Genomic DNA, 15,704 nt, shown 5'->3' on the forward strand with positions numbered 1-15,704 from the left:
AGATGATCTATTTGATCGATCTTGCTGAGGATTTCAAGCACAAGAAGAAAATGGGAATTCGGGGAAATTCCCTGCGCCGCAAAAATATCGCCCTGATTTTCGAGAAGCATTCAACACGCACCCGCTGTGCATTCACCGTGGCGGCGCGGGATGAGGGTGGCCAGTCGGAATATCTTGGCACTCAGGATATCCACTTTGGCAAGAAGGAGTCCATTGTCGATACGGCCCGTGTTTTAGGACGGATGTTCGATGGGATCGCCTTCCGGGGCTTCAAACAAAAGACGGTGGAGCAATTGGCCAAGTATTCCGGTATTCCCGTCTGGAATGGGCTGACGGATGAATGGCACCCCACCCAGATTCTGGCGGATCTGCTGACGATTCGGGAATATTTTGAACGTCTTAAAGGCTTGAAAGTGGTTTACATTGGCGATGGCCGCAACAATGTGGCCAATACCCTGATGGTTGGATGTGCCAAGGCGGGAATGCATTTTGTTGACTGTGCGCCTGCTGAGCTGGCACCGTCAGCAGATTTGTGTCGGGATGTGGGCCTTATGGCCGCTTCCCGTGGTGGAAGTGTAACCGTTACGACGAATCCTCTGGAAGCGGTCCAGGGTGCGAATGTCATCTATTCAGATGTCTGGGTCTCGATGGGGGAGGAAGATCAGTTTGCTGAGCGATTGAGATTGCTTCGGCCTTATCAGATCACGATGGATCTCATGCGCCATACGGGAAATTTGGAGTCTCGCCAGGCTATTTTCCTTCATTGTCTTCCGGCTTTTCATGATTACGAGACGGACGTAACCAGGGAGATCGGGCCCATGGAGGTGACGGACGAAGTTTTTGAGGCACCCTTCTCTAAAGTCTTTGATGAAGCGGAGAACCGGGTTCATACAATCAAGGCGGTTATGGTGGCGTCTTTAGCGTAACGAGGTGAGTATGTCTGGATCTGTGCAATTAAGTGACATGAGTTGGGGCGCGTTCCACAGCATGAGTGTGGATGAAAAAGGGCGCTATCTGGCCGGGCAAGGGCGTGAATATCACGTGCTTGTGGCGCAACAATTTAATCGTAAAAGGCTTGAGGAACTCGGGGCGTTAGCCACCGCCATTCGCCGCATCTCCAAGCAAGAAACGGGAATGACGTTTCTTCGGCAACTGTTGCAGAATCAGCGGGCGATGCTCTATTTCAGCCAGCCCAGCAGCCGAACCTTTCTGTCCTTTTGCGCCGCCTGTAAGATTCTCGGGATGAATATAGGAGAGGTCCGCGATACAGCGACCTCCAGTGAATTCAAGGGAGAAACTCAGGAAGATTCAGTGCGAACCTTCAGTTCCTATTTTGATCTGATCATCATGCGTTCGCAGACAGGCGGTCTCGCTGAGCGAATGGCCTGGTTGTTGTCCAATACGGAACGTCCCGTGCCGATCATCAATGCCGGATCGGGAAAAGATCAGCATCCCACGCAGGCGCTGCTGGATATTTATACCTTGCAACGCAGTTTTGAAAATCGTGGCAGTATTGATGGCAAGACCGTGGTGTTTGTCGGGGATTTGGCGCGCGGGAGAACGGTGCGCTCACTGGCCTGGCTGCTGACAAATTACCAGAACGTGAAAATGCTGTTTGTCGCTCCGAAAGAATTGCAAATCGGGGATGATGTCCTGGGGCAATTATCCCGGGCTGGAGTGAGTTTCGAGTTAATGAGTGATTTCGAAAAAGCCGTTCCCCTAGGGGATGCCATCTATATGACACGGATTCAGGACGAATGGGATGCGGCGGGAGAAAGCCGGAATATTGACATCAGTCAGTATTCGTTTACCCGTGCCCATCTAAAAATGCTTAAACAGGATGCTGTGATTATGCATCCGTTCCCTCGACGCCAGGAAATTTCTGTAGATGTGGATGAAGATCCACGGGCGGTGTACTGGCGCCAAATGCGAAATGGGATGTGGATCCGGAGTGCCTTAATTGCCGCTATCTTTGGAAAAGAGGCGACGATTAACCGGTATTTTGCCCAGCAGGCGTCATAAATTCATTCCATTCATGATGAGAACCTTCCCAAAGATATTAGTCGGGGGCTTTTTGTATTTCGGGTGTATTGCCTGTGTGGGGGCAGCCCCGATCTACGATTATGGTTGTCTCGCCTCCTCCGGGCCAGACTTGTGTGAACAGGATACGGCGCGGGGATTGGGTCCGGTTTTTGAGCGTTCTGATAGTGGTGGAACCAACCAACTCACAGCGGTTCGCCCATTTTTTGTTCGTGAATTTGATACCCGAAGAGGGAGCGAAAGTCTGGATGTGCTCTGGCCCGTTGGGCATTTCTCGTGGTGGCATAATCAGACGGACTGGCGTTTTTTATCCGCAGTTTATCATGATCCTGATTCCGCAGACCCTGCCTCAGCTTACCGATTCTGGCTGTTGCCATTGATAGCCGTCGGACGTTCCAACGGTGGGGAAGACTATGGTGCCTTGTTTCCTTTGGGCGGACGCATCGACAACTGGTTCGGGCGGGATCGGGTGGAGTTTGTCCTCTTTCCATTGTACTGGCACAGTGAACTGAATGATCTGAGAACTGATTATTATTTATGGCCGTTCATTTCCCGTACAACGGGGGATGACGTTTACCGTTTCAGGGTATTTCCCTTTTATGCGAGGTCAGAGAAAAAGGGGGTTGAGGAACATCGCTCGATTCTCTGGCCCTTTTGGTCAACAGTGCGGTATGACCGTCCCGGGTCGCGTGGGAGCGGGTTTATGCTTTTCCCGTTTTATGGCCATTCCAAGACTGAATGCGGGGAAACCTGGATGTTCCTGCCGCCCTTCTTTCGACACTCTACAGGGAAGAAAGGCACGGAAAATATTTACCTGTGGCCCATTATACAAACCCAAAAATCGAAAGAGCAGGAAAAGTTATATGTCTGGCCACTCTATGGCCGAAGAACCACGGAGCGGGAAAATAGACGTTTCTGGTTATGGCCCTTCATTTGGAATCGGACAGAGACCAGGAAAGATCGAGATGTTAACAGCGTGAGGGTTTTTCCTGTTTATCATGCCGAAAGAATCCGTCTGAAAAAAGGGGATGAGCCTGTTGTGGATCGGTATGTAAGTGTTTGGCCGTTAGGTTCTTACGAGCGGAAAAATGATGATTATAAGCGGTTTCGATTCCCGGATTTATGGCCCTTTCGTAATACGGCTCCGATTGAACGGAATTTAACTCCATGGTGGACGTTCTATAAGTATGAGCGAACCACGGTAGGGCGTGAGAATGATATTTTATGGGGATTGATTCACTGGGGTGCCGAAACGAATGGCGCATCATATGGATCTGTGTTCCCGCTGGCATCGTGGGGGCGCGGGGATAGGGAAGGCCAGCAGAAGGACTGGGATTTTCTGAAAGGGATGCTAGGATACCGCCGTGATGAATCCGGAACGAGTTGGCGATTGTTATATTTTATTAACTGGAGGAACAGGCCATAATCACACGTGAACCAAGATATTTTCCGCCTGCGACCGATTGGCGGAGCCAGTTGGGTCGGGAAGTGGTGGGTGCCTGCCGTAACGCCGGTCGGGCGATTATTCTGCTGGCGGAAGCACTGCTCTGCATTCGCTACGTTCTCACACGGCGTTCGCGTCGGGAGGCCATCCATCAGATGTTTGTGGGGGGAATCAAAAGCCTCACGGTGATTACGGTGGTGGCCGCTTTTACGGGGATGATTCTTGCCCTGCAAACGGGTATTGAAATGCGGCGGTTCGGGCAGGAGGTCTATATTGGTGCTGCCGTCATGGTCTCCATGTTGCGGGAAATGGGGCCGTTTATGACGGGGTTGATTTTGGCGGCCAGTGTGGGGTCTGCCATTGCCGCGCAAATGGGAACCATGGTGGTGTCTGAGGAAATTGCGGCCTTGGAACTAATGTCCATCAATCCGGTACGATATCTGGTCATGCCGAGATTAGTGGCGATGATGATCATGACCCCCTTGTTGTCATTTTATAGCTGTATCATGGGCGTAGTGGGTGGGGGGATCGTGGGGATGACCCAGTTGAATGTCCCGTGGGCCGCCTATATTGACAATGCGATTCGGTTTGCAGCCAATAAGGATCTTTTCGTCGGGATGCTTAAGGCCTTTTTGTTTGGCATGATCATCGTTATCACGGCATGTCATCAGGGTTTTGCAACGACACAGGGGGCCGTAGGGGTTGGGAATGCCACGCGACGCACCGTCATTCTTTCATTTTTATCCATCCTGATTGTGGGCTATATGATTACAAGGATGTTCTACGTATGATCCAACTGGAAAATGTAGTCAAAATCCTGGGGACCCGACGCGTGCTTGATGGCGTGAATCTGGAGGTCCGCAAAGGGGAGACCCTTGTGATTGTGGGCCCTTCTGGAACTGGAAAGAGCGTGACGCTCAAAAATATGGTACGCCTGATGACCCCTGATGAGGGGCGGGTCGTAGTCGACGGCATGGTGGTCAGTGAGGCCAGTGGTAAAGCACTGGAATCGATACGCGACAAATTCGGCGTGCTCTTTCAAGGCGGGGCGTTGCTGGAATGGTTGAATGTGGCTGAGAATGTAGCCCTTCCGTTGCGTGAAAAGACCCAGTTGTCCAACGACGAGATCATGGAAAAAGTCATGGAGAAGCTCGCCATGGTGGGGCTGGAAAAGGATATCGAAAAATTTCCATCCGAGATTTCGGGGGGAATGCGCAAACGTGTGGGGTTGGCGAGGGCGATTGTCACCAACCCCCAGATTATTCTTTATGATGAACCTACGTCGGGGCTGGATCCGGTTTCTTCGCGCATGATTGACCGGTTGATTGATCACTTGAGGAATGAACTCGGGGTGACCAGTGTTGTGGTGACGCATGATCTGCATAGTGCGCTGTCCATTGGAACACGGATTGCCATGCTCACCAATGGGAAAATTATTGAGCTGGCAACCCCGGAAGATTTTGTGAAATCACAGATCGAGGAAGTGCGGCAATTTTTGGAAGCACAGTTTATCACCGTTCGCGGTGAGTGGGAGAAGAGCGGACTATGAAACAGAGTAGTGTAGATCGAGAGATGTCAATCGAGTTGATTGTGGGAACCTTCATGTTCATGATCCTTTTGGCACTCGCTTATTTTACCATTGTGCTAGGGCGGGCGAGTTTGTTCGAGAAGAAATTCCCCATGGAAGTCGAGTTTGTGGACGTCATGGGCTTGCGCAAAGATGATACGGTGGTTCAACGCGGAATGACGGTGGGAAAAGTCAAATCCTTGCGGTTATTGGATGGGAAGGTTCGTGTTCAGGCGTTGCTGGATAGTCCGATCAGGCTGAAGACCGATTATAAGATCACTGTTGTGACAACGTCGATTCTTGGCGGGCGTTATGTGGAGGTCAAGGAGGGATCGTCCGGTGCCCCGCTACTGCCGCCAGATGTGATGCCGCAGGGGGAGAAGCCGTTTGATCTGATGGCGGAAGCCGCCCAAGCGATCCATGAAATCCGCCACTCCATGAATGAAGGGGGCGTTCTGACTAATCTTGAGCAGTCGATCGCCTCCATCAAAGATGTGACAGCCAAAATCAATAAGGGTGAAGGCACCATTGGTAAACTGGTCAATGATGATGGAATCTATAATGAGTTCCAGGGGGCCGCTAAGGACATTCGTGCCGTGACCGCCACGGTAAAGGAAATTGCCGATAAAATTAATCAAGGGGATGGGACCTTGGGCAAGCTGATTTCCGATGATTCGGTTTACACCAATATTCAGGCGGTGGCAGTGAATCTCAGGGAAATCAGCGATCGACTGAATAAGGGTGAGGGGACCTTGGGTAAACTGCTTTCCCAGGATGATCAGCTTTATAAAGACATCTCCGCCAGTGCGGAATCGCTCAAGGCGATCACGGGCAAAATCCAGAGAGGTGAAGGATTACTGGGCAAAATTATCAACGATGAGACTTTGTACAACGACGTGAAAGCGGCGGTGAATGAAGTTCGCCTGGCTGTGGATGATTACCGGGAAACATCGCCCGTGGTGAGTTTTACCTCACTCCTGATGGGGGCGTTCTAAAGGTTGTCAACCAGTCTCCAGTATATCACCCTTGCGCCCCTTCTTGATCTGGTGTGGCCAAGGGCTTGCGAGATGTGTGGGGCTCCGCCGGGGCCGATCGGGAATTACTTGTGTTGGGACTGCCTGAGCGCGCTGCCTCTTATCCAGCCTCCCTTTTGCGGGGTGTGTGGTGATCCCGTGGATGGGGCGATTACCCGCGACTATGTCTGCTCCCTCTGTGTGGATCGGAAACCTGCATTTGATCAGGCGCGATCCGCCCTCCGGTTTAAAGGAGGGATCAAAGACGTTTTGCATCGGTTTAAGTATTCCAATGCCACCCACATGACCTCTGATTTGGCCGCCTTGTTACACGCCTGTGTGAATACGTATTATACCCGTGAGGCTTTTGATGCCGTTGGTTTTGTGCCGCTGCACCCGGCCAAGGAACGATCTCGGACCTATAATCAAGCCCGTTTACTGGCGGCGCACCTGGCGGGCCTCATGGCAATTCCTCTGGCCGGTGGATATGTGTCGCGTGTCAGGGAAACCGGGACGCAAACCCGCTTGAATATGCGTGCCCGTGCAAAAAATGTGGCTGGCGCTTTCCGCGCCGACAGTCACGAATGGATTGAAGGCCGCAACTTTCTGTTGGTCGATGATGTTATGACCACGGGTGCAACCGTTGCTGAGCTCAGTCGCGAAATGAAGGCGGCCGGTGCGGGGCGTGTTTGTGTGGTGACTGTAGCGCGAGGTTAATATACAGTCATTCATCATGATTTGGCATTTTATCCGAACTTTCATTGTCACCATTACCGGACGGAAGCTCTTTGTTCCTGTCATGGTGTTATTCTGCTGTGCTGGGGTTGTTGCCGGCTTAGCCGCTTGCACATTCATCTACGCCAAAGGATATTCTTATATCACCAATGATCCCGAGGCTTGTCGGAATTGTCACGTCATGAATAACGTTTTTGAAAACTGGTCAAAGGGTGGGCATCAGCACGTTGCCGTGTGTAATGACTGCCATGTGCCTCATAACTTGGTCGGTAAATTGATAGTGAAGGCGGATAATGGCTTCCATCACAGCTATGCATTCACCTTCGAAAAGGTTCCCGTTGCCATAAAAGCCAGGGAATCATCTCAGGGAATCGTTCAGGAAAATTGCATCCGCTGTCATGCCGCCATCGCCGCTCCAGCTGTTTGTGGGGCCTCGGGGATGGAGCCGTCTTTGAGGTGTGTGTCGTGCCATCGTGAGGTTGGTCACGTCCATAATTAATTTAGAAAGGGAAAATATTATGTCATCCGGTGAAATCAAGATGAAAAAGGTGTTGCTTTTGTGGGGTATCGCATTTTTTGTTACAGCACTGATTGGCGGGGGCATTGTGGCGCTACTTTTAGATATCAGTGAAAAGAAAGCCCAGGGCCGCCAATACCCCCTGATGCTCAACAAGGTTACCGATGACAATGTGGATTTTGAGGTCTGGGGTAAAAACTTTCCGTCGCATCTCGAAGCCTACAAGTCCATGGCGCAAAATAATACGTCCACCGAATTTGGTGGCAGTCAGCCCTATAGTAAATTGATCAGGTATCCCGCCCTGACCGTGCTCTGGGCAGGTTACCCCTTCAGTATGGACTTTAATGAGGAGCGCAGTCATTACTTCTCGCAGATCGATCAGCGCGACACTAAGCGGAACAACAAAGAGTGGCTGAACGCCCATGGGTTGCCGAAATTTGCGGGACAGCCTGGCGCCTGTATGAATTGTCATAGTGGCTGGACGCCGAGTCTCATCAGGGAACTGGGCTGGGAGAAATTCAATCATACACCTTACTGGGATCTCATTGCGAAAATCGAAGCCGCTCATGGAGGCGATATTCACGGTTCGAAAATGGGGAGCACCTGCGCGGATTGCCATGCGCCTGCCGATATGTCGTTACGTGTCACAAGACCGGCCTACATTAATGCCATGCTTGCGCGGGGCTATGAGGCGGATGCTGAGCATGGGCTCAAGGCGTCGCGGCAGGAAATGCGCTCCCATGTCTGTCAGCAATGCCATGTGGAGTATTATTTCAAGGGGCCGGACAAAGTTCTGACGTTCCCCTGGGCAAAATGGCCCAAGGATCAGCCTCTCAGGATTGAAATGATTGAAACCTATTATGATGAGGCTCGGCAAACCACGAACGGATTTAAAAATGACTGGGTTCACAAGGATACGGGCGCCTCCATGCTGAAAATGCAGCATCCGGAAACCGAGCTGTCCTCAAGTGGCATTCATGCACGTTCAAAAGTCTCCTGTGCAGATTGCCATATGCCGTATAAGCGCGAAGGCGCAGTGAAGATTTCAGATCACAATATTACGTCACCTCTTCAACATATCAATGCGTCATGCCAGGTTTGTCACCCGGAAAGTGAAGACGACTTGAGGCTTCGGATACAAAAAATACAGCGTTCAACGGCCTGGTCTCTCAAAGAGGCTGAAGGGGCCATTATTGCCTTAATTGCGGACATTAAGGCTGCCAGAGAGGAACTTCTGAAGACTCCGGAATTGGCCAATGCCAAGACGGATGAGGAGCGCGAGGTATTGCTGGCCCATCATTTGGGTGGGGCGAGGGAACTCCATCGCCGGGCCAGCATGCGTTGGGATTTTATCTCTTCAGAAAACTCCACGGGATTCCATTCGCCACAGGAAGCCGTCCGTGTTCTTCAAGGGGCCGTTGATTTGGCACGACAAGGGCAGTTGGTTTTACAGGCCGCCGTGCAGCAGGCCGGGGTCACAAACTTTAAAAATACCGTTCAAGGGATAATCCCTCCCAGGGGAGTCCCGATCAGTGATCGCGAAGATCTGAACGTGGGCAGTCTGCCCCCTGCCCGGCTTGAGCCGGTGGATGAGGCCGTGAATCGGGTGGAGTTCTAAATTTCCTTCATGCAGGAAGACGACCATCCTGAATTTTATTCCGATCCCGACATTCAGCTTATGCTGGCGACAGCGGGTGGCTCCGAAACGGCTTTTGCCGAATTGATCCACCGCCACCAGAACGGGCTACTGAACTTTTTTGTCCGGATGGGCGTTTATAATGATGCCGAGGATCTAGTGCAGGAAACCTTTGTGAGGCTTTACAAGGCGAGGGGACGATATCGCCCTGCCGCCAAGTTTACAACGTTTCTGTATCTGCTGGCGCGGCATGTCTGGGCAGACAGGGGGCGTAAGGCGAAAATGCACAGGCGACTGGAAGACAGCCTGAAAACAGATGCTGAAATCGGCGGTGGAATGACGCTTCCGGTATCGCAGGCAGGCATGGATGTCCAGGAGGCTTTGGATCGGCTGTCCCCGAAATTAAGGGAAGTGATTGTGCTGAATGTGTACCAGGGAATGCGTTATCAGGATATTGCAGATGTACTGGAAATTCCGCTGGGTACGGTGAAGTCTCGGATCAACTTGGCACTGCTGGAACTAAGGGGGATATTTAATGAAAACTGAGCAAGATGTGCTGGACCGGCTTAAGAGCCTGCCCCCTGTTGTGGTGTCCCATGACCTGGCTCCCGATATTTTGGCAAAAGTGAGGGCTGAGCGGAACAGCAGAAGAAGCAAACGGGCAGGACTCTGGCGTATTGTGATTCCCTTGGCGGCTGCGGCGTCGGTGGCACTGCTAGTGGGGGGGGTGTGGATAACTGTGGCAAGGACCATGGAGCCTGGTCAAAAGGCTGCGGCATGGTTGTGTCAGACTCAGGAACCTGATGGCTCATGGAGCGTCGCAAAATGGGGAGGGAGCAAGCATTTTGAAGTCGCGCTGACCGGGCTTTCCCTGATGACGCTTCTGGACGGTGGGTCTTTGGGAAAGCCTGCGGTTGAAAAAGCGATTGGTTATCTGATTCAACATCAGCAAAAGGATGGGCGATTTGGGGCGGTGTTTTCAGGGACTCCTTATAATCAGGGGATTGCCACCTTGGCTTTGGCAAAGGCCTATGAATCCCGGAAAGACGAGGCCCTCAGGGTGGCTTTGGATAAGGCGGTCGCGGCTATTTGTTCCAGCCAGTATCCTGATGGCGGTTGGGGCTACTCTAACGAGGCTCATCCGGCATCCAATTTATCAATTACCATGTGGCAGATTGAGGCTCTGCGCCTGGCGTCGCAGCAGGGGTGGCCGCAACTGCAACCGCGGGTAGAGCGGGGGTTGTGCTGGATGGCGGGTATGGCGGCGGATGATGGTTCATTTGGATATCAGAAGAGTGGGGACACGCCAGGTGGGGCCTCGCAAACCCTCACAGCGATGGGTGCCATGAGTCTGTTGGATCCGGCCCACATCGGTTTGGTATCTCCCCGTCGACGCCAAGCCATCCAGACTCAGATGCAACGATTGGCGGCAAGTTCTGGACCGGATATGGATTATTATCGCCGTTATTTCCTCACGGCTGCCCTTAAAAAAATGGATGAAGAGCCCGCTCACCGGCGTCTGGCAACAATGCGCCATGATCTTCTGGCACTGCAGTTAAAGCGGGGCGCCGAGGCGGGGAGTTGGAAAGCTGATGACCGGTGGGGATCGGCTGGCGGCCGTATCTATGCTACCGCCTTAGCCTCATTGTCTTTACGATGACTTTATTCCTCTCGCGCTCTCAGGGCTGCGGAAAGTGGCAAATAGTTGGGGAGTTCTTGTCTTGCGTGGGGTGATGTGGTCTACTTTATTCGTTTTTGGTAAAACTATGCCAGAATCAGGACAAGGCTAAATATAATGATGGTCGATTTTTTGCATTATTCCGCTGTAATTTCCACAACGATCGTTGCGGGCATGGTGATTTATCAGTTCTTTTTGACGATTGGGGCTTTTATTCATCATCGTCGGACTGTCAAGGAGATGGGACGTGTGCTGCCTGGACTGGAGCAGTTTCCGGCGATAACGATATTGGTGCCGGCACACAATGAAGAACTTGTGATTGAACGCACGGTTAAAACGTTGCTCTCGTTGCGTTACCCTCAAGATAAACTTACCTTAATGGTCATCAACGATGCCTCTACGGACGGTACTGCGGCGATTTTAGACCGGCTGCATGAGCAGAATCCGCGAGTTGAAGTGTTTCATCGTCATAAGCCAGACGGCGGGCAGGGGAAAGCTGCCGCACTCAATGCCGCTGCCTTGCGTGTCAAAGACGACTACATTGCCATATACGATGCTGACAACTGTCCCGAACCTGATGCGTTGCTTCTGCTGATGGCGCGTTTTATCGCAAAGCCGTCTTTAGCGGCGGCTGTGGGTAAATTCCGGTGCGGCAACAAACGCCAGAATTTCCTCACCCGTTGCGTTAACATTGAGGGACTCTGTTTTCAAGGCGTTGTGCAGGCCGGGCGCCATATGCTACTCGATATTGCCTTTTTAACGGGCACCAACTATGTGATCAAAAAAGACATTCTCTTGGAGGTTGGGGGTTGGGACGAAGAGGCACTGGCCGAGGACAGCGAGTTATCCACCCGTTTATACATGGAACGATACAGGGTCGATTACGTGCCTTATTCGCAGACGTGGGAGCAGGAACCGGAAACCATGAAGGTGTGGATGACGCAACGCACCCGCTGGGCGCGTGGTAATAACTACGCAATTTCAAAGCTTATCCGACACTTTGGAAGTTCAAAGGACAAGGCCCGCACTTTTGAAAATCTTTTCATGTTGACGATGAGTTATTCGTTTCTTATCGCCCTCGTTATCTCGCAGGTTGCGTTGATGCTATCATTATTCGGCTTTGAGCACCTCAACCATGATGCCGGTTGGATTTTCTATTTCTGGCAGTTTTCCGCCCTGTTTTATTTTGCTCAAATCTGGTTTGCCCTTTCCCTTGAGCGAGAGGCTCAGCCTGAAAGTTTGCTAGTCGGTTTTCTGATGTATTTTTTCTATGGATACCTTTGGATGTTCGCTATCTTGCGCGCCCTTTATCACGATGTGGTCGTAAGAAAAGCACGCAACTGGGATAAGACGGTTCGTTTTGAGACCGAGCTTGAAGTCGGTCGCCAAAACTGATTCTGTTTCACCTGTATCGGCTAAGAGGGTAAGGATGAGAGGGGTACAGAATAACTGAAGGACGTCAGTAATTTCTGGATCCCTTCACGTGCTTCTTGCGACAGATTTATGATTCTGAATCCCGATTGGTAATATCCTGATATGCCGCTGGGATGGCACCATGCGTTTTCAACATGAAGGTGAAGAAATTGGTGACCCGTTAATTTTGGATCCACGGTTACGCGGATATTGAGTCTTTGTCCCGGCTCAAAATGGCATTGGCTATGGAGGCTGATGCCTTCCTCGCTGAGGTTGGTGACGAGTCCCGTTGATTCTCCGGTCTGCTCATCGTGCGCAGGCCAGTAGGCCAGTGTCTCTCGGCGCTCCAAGTGGCGAATCTTTTTCATAGAGGAATAAGTGGTGGGCCCGGTCGGACTTGAACCGACGACCAAAGGATTATGAGTCCTCCGCTCTGACCAACTGAGCTACGGGCCCGTCATTTGAAATGACGAACGTGGGTATTATGCCTTTCGCGGCGATGACGGCAAGATCTTTTCGCTTACGCCAATGAGTTCTGGTTGCGTATGAATTGGACTTAGGGTCTCGACTTTTAAAAAACAATACTTTATCTTTGCGGCATGAGTAACATGGCGGCTAAGGATGAAAGTCATCAACATGCGGACCTGGAAAGTCAGGTGTGGAGTGCAATTGCTGCATTTGAGCAGATAGTTGAAACCATTCCTAATGACCGAGTTTCGCTTGAAGCGTTATCTCATGCCTACGAGCAGGTTGGCGATTTGTCGCGTGCCCGGGAATATCTTGTGCGGTTGGCTGGCGTTGTCATTGAGGAGAATGATCGGGATACCGCAGAATTTTTAAGAGAGCGGTTTTTGCGTTTTGCCCTCACTGATCCTATTGCCGGAGATGCAGGCGCCAGGCTTGATGCTTTTCTTAATGTAGGGCAGCCCCAAGCGAAGCAATTTGATTTATCAGCGGAACAACTGACGGACGACCTGAAGAAGGATGATGAGGCGGAAAATCGCAATGCGCATGTTGCCTCGGAGCTTTCTTTTGCGTGGACTTTGTTCCAGGCAGGGGAGTTGACCCAGGAGGATTATGCCGTGGTTGCACAGGATTTAAGCGCGATCTCAACAAATTCTGCGTTAGTGACGGTGTCTGTGCTCCATACGCTTCATGACCGTTCAAACAGGGGTTTAGAAAGGATCATGGCGTTTGCCGCCCGAGATTCAGGAATTCCCCTTGTTCCGCTATCTTTGTTCGAAATCACGGAGACAGTATTAAGTTTTCTGCCGCGGGATTTTATGATCCGCTACGGAGTCATACCCTTTGAACTGATGGGGAGTGACGTGCTGGTCGTGTTATTGAACCCTTACAATAAGACGCTGCGTCAAAAAGTTCAGTCATTAATCGAACACAGGTGCCATTTCTTCATAACACCCCCAGCTGATTTTGATAACACAATGGAACGTTTTTTTAAGAAAGAATCGAAGCCACTGGCAGTGTCTGTTACTCCGTAGTAGCGCCTACAGAGAGTAGTTTGACCTCTCCGCTGAATTTTAGCTTCACCTTTTGCTTGTCTATGGAGTCAATAACGACACCCTCTATGGTTTCGCCCGGGCTCATCATTTGACCATTAAGAATCACGGCACTCCGACCATTTTTTGAACTTCCGATGATTCCTGATACCGTTAGTTTCGGCCAAACAACTGGCATTTCGAGTTTGGCAGGGGTGGGGGGCGGAGGTGCAATCTTTTGGGGAAGGGGGGGGGGCTCAGCTATTGACAAGGGTGAGGCGGGAATGACTGGTGCGGCAACAGGTGGCGGCTTGGGTTGCGATGTTTGCGGAGGAGTCAAAGCGGTTTGTGTGGGGTGTGGTGTTAAGAGTTGGGCTACGGTTGTCGTGCTAGATACCGGGGGCGGCACCGCTAATAATGTTGTGTTATTTGTGGCACCTACGGATAGGTTAGAAACTATTGATATTGGTGTGTTTGTCGGTCCGACCGACTTTACGATTAATGTTCCGGGTTTATTGTGCCAGAGTCCAAGTCCATAGAACAGTAGCCAGAGAACAAAAAGAATAGCAAGCACCCCACCCCCAACGATCCCAGCAAGCAAGACCCATGGGCGGCGGGCTGGTTCTTCGGCATTTGCAGGAGGTTCTGGCGTGGATTCAGGTGACACATCGGGAATAGGAGGAGGGGAAATGGAGGCATTTCCTGATTTGTCATTTTCTTCCCGTTGTTTTCGAAGGGCTTCTTCTATCAAGCTCACGATACTCTCCTGTTTATTGATGACTAATAACACAACTATGGATATTCGTCAAAAGCTTGTCAAAAAGCTTTGAGTTCCGCAGGCAAGTTCTGTAGCTTGTCGTTCTCATATTTATCGGAATTTGCGTTTTTGAAAGGTGTGGTGTGCATGGCAACTCCTGATTATAAATCGGCTTATAAAACCATCATGGATGATCATTTTTCTCCCCGTATGGAGATCAGCTTTATGGAAGAGGATGGCCGGCGACAAACACTGAGTTACGAGAAAACTGCGTGGCAGATCGAGGGTGTGAGAAAAGGATTGCGATATGGCGAAAATCCCGGGCAGGAAGCGGCGCTTTATAAGTTAGTTGGGGGAAATTTGCGGCTGGGGGACGTCACCTGTTTGCAGGCAGGGCGAGCTCTGGCTTCGGATGTGGAGCTTCTGCAATCTGGTAAACATCCTGGTAAGACGAATATTACCGATGCAGACAATGCATTAAATATCCTGCGTTATTTGATGGACGAGCCTTGTGCGGTCATCGTCAAGCATAACAACCCTTGTGGTGCCGCCCGATCCTTTTCCTTGGCTGACTCCTATCAAAAAGCTAACAATGCGGATCGGGTGGCTGCTTTTGGTGGGGCTATTGCGCTGAATCGGGCGGTTGATCAGGAAACTGCGGAATTAATAACCCAAAATTACGCAGAAGTGGTTATTGCTCCTGATTTCGAGGAAGGCGTGATGAATGTTTTTGCTAAAAAGAAAAATTTACGGGTCATGCGAATCGGGAACATGACCCGACTGCAAGAGTTCGCGGGGAGCGTTGTCGTTGATATGAAGTCGCTCATGGATGGAGGGCTTGTGGTTCAAACCTCTTTTGTCCCAAAGACGAAGGTGAAAGCTGATTTGTCGCCTGCTCTAGCCTTATACAAAGGTAAAGAATGCAAGATTAACCGTTTGCCTACGGAGAAGGAGTATTCCGATCTTTTGTTCGGCTGGCTGATTGAGTGCGGCGTTACCAGCAATTCGGTGCTTTATGTAAAAGACGGCGTGACGGTAAGTATTGGTGCTGGTGGTCAGGATCGGGTCGGAATGGCTCAATATGCCAGAGATAAAGCCTATCGTAATTATGCCGATCGCATATCCCTGGAGCGATATGGGATGCTTTATAACAACCTGGGCGATGAGCTCCAGCGCAAAGATATTGATGATGAAACGGCTATAGCCAAAGGTGGCTTGGTGGGTTCTTGTATGGTCTCTGATGCCTTTTTCCCGTTTAGGGATGGTGTTGAGGTGGGGTTACGTGAAGGGATCGTTGCTGTAATTCAACCGGGTGGATCTGATCGTGATTTTGAAGTTATTGAAGCTTGTAATGAGGCAGGTGCCGCCATGGTGTTTACGGGGCAGCGGTGCTTCAAGCACTAAGGGG

At 51.0% G+C, this 15,704-nt stretch carries 16 protein-coding genes and 1 tRNA gene; 14 read left to right on the top strand and 3 right to left on the bottom strand.

What is annotated here, in order from left to right; all coding sequences use genetic code 11:
* Positions 1-2: 2 nt before the first annotated feature.
* From argF to WCI03_02555, 12 genes are all read left to right on the top strand, one after another.
* On the top strand, positions 3-926 hold the full coding sequence (gene argF / locus WCI03_02500) for an ornithine carbamoyltransferase (GenBank protein MEI8138719.1): 924 nt from the start codon (positions 3-5) through the stop codon (positions 924-926).
* 10 nt (positions 927-936) lie between these two features.
* Positions 937-2,022, top strand: a complete 1,086-nt coding sequence (gene pyrB / locus WCI03_02505; protein ID MEI8138720.1) for an aspartate carbamoyltransferase — start codon at positions 937-939, stop codon at positions 2,020-2,022.
* A 13-nt stretch (positions 2,023-2,035) separates the two neighbouring features.
* The gene (locus WCI03_02510) at positions 2,036-3,466 is read left to right on the top strand and encodes a hypothetical protein (protein ID MEI8138721.1); all 1,431 of its coding nucleotides are present in this window, start codon (positions 2,036-2,038) and stop codon (positions 3,464-3,466) included.
* Positions 3,467-3,516: 50 nt separating this feature from the next.
* Positions 3,517-4,275: an ABC transporter permease gene (locus tag WCI03_02515; GenBank protein MEI8138722.1), complete on the top strand. Its 759-nt coding sequence runs from the start codon at positions 3,517-3,519 to the stop codon at positions 4,273-4,275.
* Positions 4,272-5,033 (top strand): ABC transporter ATP-binding protein, encoded by a 762-nt coding sequence (locus WCI03_02520; protein ID MEI8138723.1) that lies wholly within the window; start codon positions 4,272-4,274, stop codon positions 5,031-5,033. Before WCI03_02515 ends, WCI03_02520 begins: the two co-directional genes overlap by 4 nt.
* Positions 5,030-6,046: an MlaD family protein gene (locus WCI03_02525; GenBank protein MEI8138724.1), complete on the top strand. Its 1,017-nt coding sequence runs from the start codon at positions 5,030-5,032 to the stop codon at positions 6,044-6,046. Before WCI03_02520 ends, WCI03_02525 begins: the two co-directional genes overlap by 4 nt.
* A gap of 3 nt (positions 6,047-6,049) precedes the next feature.
* Positions 6,050-6,781: a ComF family protein gene (locus WCI03_02530; GenBank protein MEI8138725.1), complete on the top strand. Its 732-nt coding sequence runs from the start codon at positions 6,050-6,052 to the stop codon at positions 6,779-6,781.
* Between the two features lie 16 nt (positions 6,782-6,797).
* On the top strand, positions 6,798-7,298 hold the full coding sequence (gene nrfH / locus WCI03_02535) for a cytochrome c nitrite reductase small subunit (GenBank protein ID MEI8138726.1): 501 nt from the start codon (positions 6,798-6,800) through the stop codon (positions 7,296-7,298).
* A 19-nt stretch (positions 7,299-7,317) separates the two neighbouring features.
* Positions 7,318-8,934, top strand: a complete 1,617-nt coding sequence (locus tag WCI03_02540; GenBank protein ID MEI8138727.1) for an ammonia-forming cytochrome c nitrite reductase subunit c552 — start codon at positions 7,318-7,320, stop codon at positions 8,932-8,934.
* 9 nt (positions 8,935-8,943) lie between these two features.
* On the top strand, positions 8,944-9,498 hold the full coding sequence (locus tag WCI03_02545; GenBank protein MEI8138728.1) for an RNA polymerase sigma factor: 555 nt from the start codon (positions 8,944-8,946) through the stop codon (positions 9,496-9,498).
* A complete protein-coding gene (locus WCI03_02550) occupies positions 9,488-10,612 on the top strand; it encodes a prenyltransferase/squalene oxidase repeat-containing protein (GenBank protein MEI8138729.1) in 1,125 nt (374 codons plus the stop codon). Before WCI03_02545 ends, WCI03_02550 begins: the two co-directional genes overlap by 11 nt.
* Before the next feature lie 135 nt (positions 10,613-10,747).
* Positions 10,748-12,025 (top strand): glycosyltransferase family 2 protein, encoded by a 1,278-nt coding sequence (locus WCI03_02555; GenBank protein MEI8138730.1) that lies wholly within the window; start codon positions 10,748-10,750, stop codon positions 12,023-12,025.
* A gap of 20 nt (positions 12,026-12,045) precedes the next feature.
* Here WCI03_02555 and WCI03_02560 read toward each other — a convergent pair whose 3' ends face one another.
* Together WCI03_02560 and WCI03_02565 are read right to left on the bottom strand one after the other, a co-directional pair.
* Positions 12,046-12,411: a PilZ domain-containing protein gene (locus tag WCI03_02560; GenBank protein MEI8138731.1), complete on the bottom strand. Its 366-nt coding sequence runs from the start codon at positions 12,409-12,411 to the stop codon at positions 12,046-12,048.
* 11 nt (positions 12,412-12,422) lie between these two features.
* Positions 12,423-12,499: transfer RNA gene (locus WCI03_02565), tRNA-Ile, on the bottom strand.
* A gap of 143 nt (positions 12,500-12,642) precedes the next feature.
* On the opposite strand from WCI03_02565, the gene WCI03_02570 reads away from it, so the two are divergent.
* A complete protein-coding gene (locus tag WCI03_02570; GenBank protein ID MEI8138732.1) occupies positions 12,643-13,542 on the top strand; it encodes a hypothetical protein in 900 nt (299 codons plus the stop codon).
* On the opposite strand, the gene WCI03_02575 is transcribed toward WCI03_02570, so the two are convergent.
* The gene (locus WCI03_02575) at positions 13,532-14,296 is read right to left on the bottom strand and encodes a hypothetical protein (GenBank protein MEI8138733.1); all 765 of its coding nucleotides are present in this window, start codon (positions 14,294-14,296) and stop codon (positions 13,532-13,534) included. The genes WCI03_02570 and WCI03_02575 overlap by 11 nt on opposite strands.
* Before the next feature lie 147 nt (positions 14,297-14,443).
* Between WCI03_02575 and WCI03_02580 the strand changes: the two genes are divergently transcribed.
* On the top strand, positions 14,444-15,700 hold the full coding sequence (locus tag WCI03_02580) for an IMP cyclohydrolase (GenBank protein MEI8138734.1): 1,257 nt from the start codon (positions 14,444-14,446) through the stop codon (positions 15,698-15,700).
* Positions 15,701-15,704 lie beyond the last annotated feature (4 nt).

It is taken from the genome of bacterium, assembly GCA_037143175.1.
In the GTDB taxonomy this organism is placed as follows: Bacteria; Verrucomicrobiota; Kiritimatiellia; order CAIKKV01; family CAITUY01; genus JAABPW01.

Bases quoted from the DNA above. Each gene is read 5' to 3' on its own strand.
- WCI03_02560 (MEI8138731.1), bottom strand. From the start codon at position 12,411: ATGAAAAAGATTCGCCACTTGGAGCGCCGAGAGACACTGGCCTACTGG.
- WCI03_02510 (MEI8138721.1), top strand. From the start codon at position 2,036: ATGATGAGAACCTTCCCAAAGATATTAGTCGGGGGCTTTTTGTATTTC.
- pyrB (MEI8138720.1), top strand. From the start codon at position 937: ATGTCTGGATCTGTGCAATTAAGTGACATGAGTTGGGGCGCGTTCCAC.
- argF (MEI8138719.1), top strand. From the start codon at position 3: ATGATCTATTTGATCGATCTTGCTGAGGATTTCAAGCACAAGAAGAAA.
- WCI03_02520 (MEI8138723.1), top strand. From the start codon at position 4,272: ATGATCCAACTGGAAAATGTAGTCAAAATCCTGGGGACCCGACGCGTG.
- WCI03_02570 (MEI8138732.1), top strand. From the start codon at position 12,643: ATGAGTAACATGGCGGCTAAGGATGAAAGTCATCAACATGCGGACCTG.
- nrfH (MEI8138726.1), top strand. From the start codon at position 6,798: ATGATTTGGCATTTTATCCGAACTTTCATTGTCACCATTACCGGACGG.
- WCI03_02540 (MEI8138727.1), top strand. From the start codon at position 7,318: ATGTCATCCGGTGAAATCAAGATGAAAAAGGTGTTGCTTTTGTGGGGT.
- WCI03_02580 (MEI8138734.1), top strand. From the start codon at position 14,444: ATGGCAACTCCTGATTATAAATCGGCTTATAAAACCATCATGGATGAT.
- WCI03_02555 (MEI8138730.1), top strand. From the start codon at position 10,748: ATGATGGTCGATTTTTTGCATTATTCCGCTGTAATTTCCACAACGATC.
- WCI03_02545 (MEI8138728.1), top strand. From the start codon at position 8,944: ATGCAGGAAGACGACCATCCTGAATTTTATTCCGATCCCGACATTCAG.
- WCI03_02550 (MEI8138729.1), top strand. From the start codon at position 9,488: ATGAAAACTGAGCAAGATGTGCTGGACCGGCTTAAGAGCCTGCCCCCT.
- WCI03_02525 (MEI8138724.1), top strand. From the start codon at position 5,030: ATGAAACAGAGTAGTGTAGATCGAGAGATGTCAATCGAGTTGATTGTG.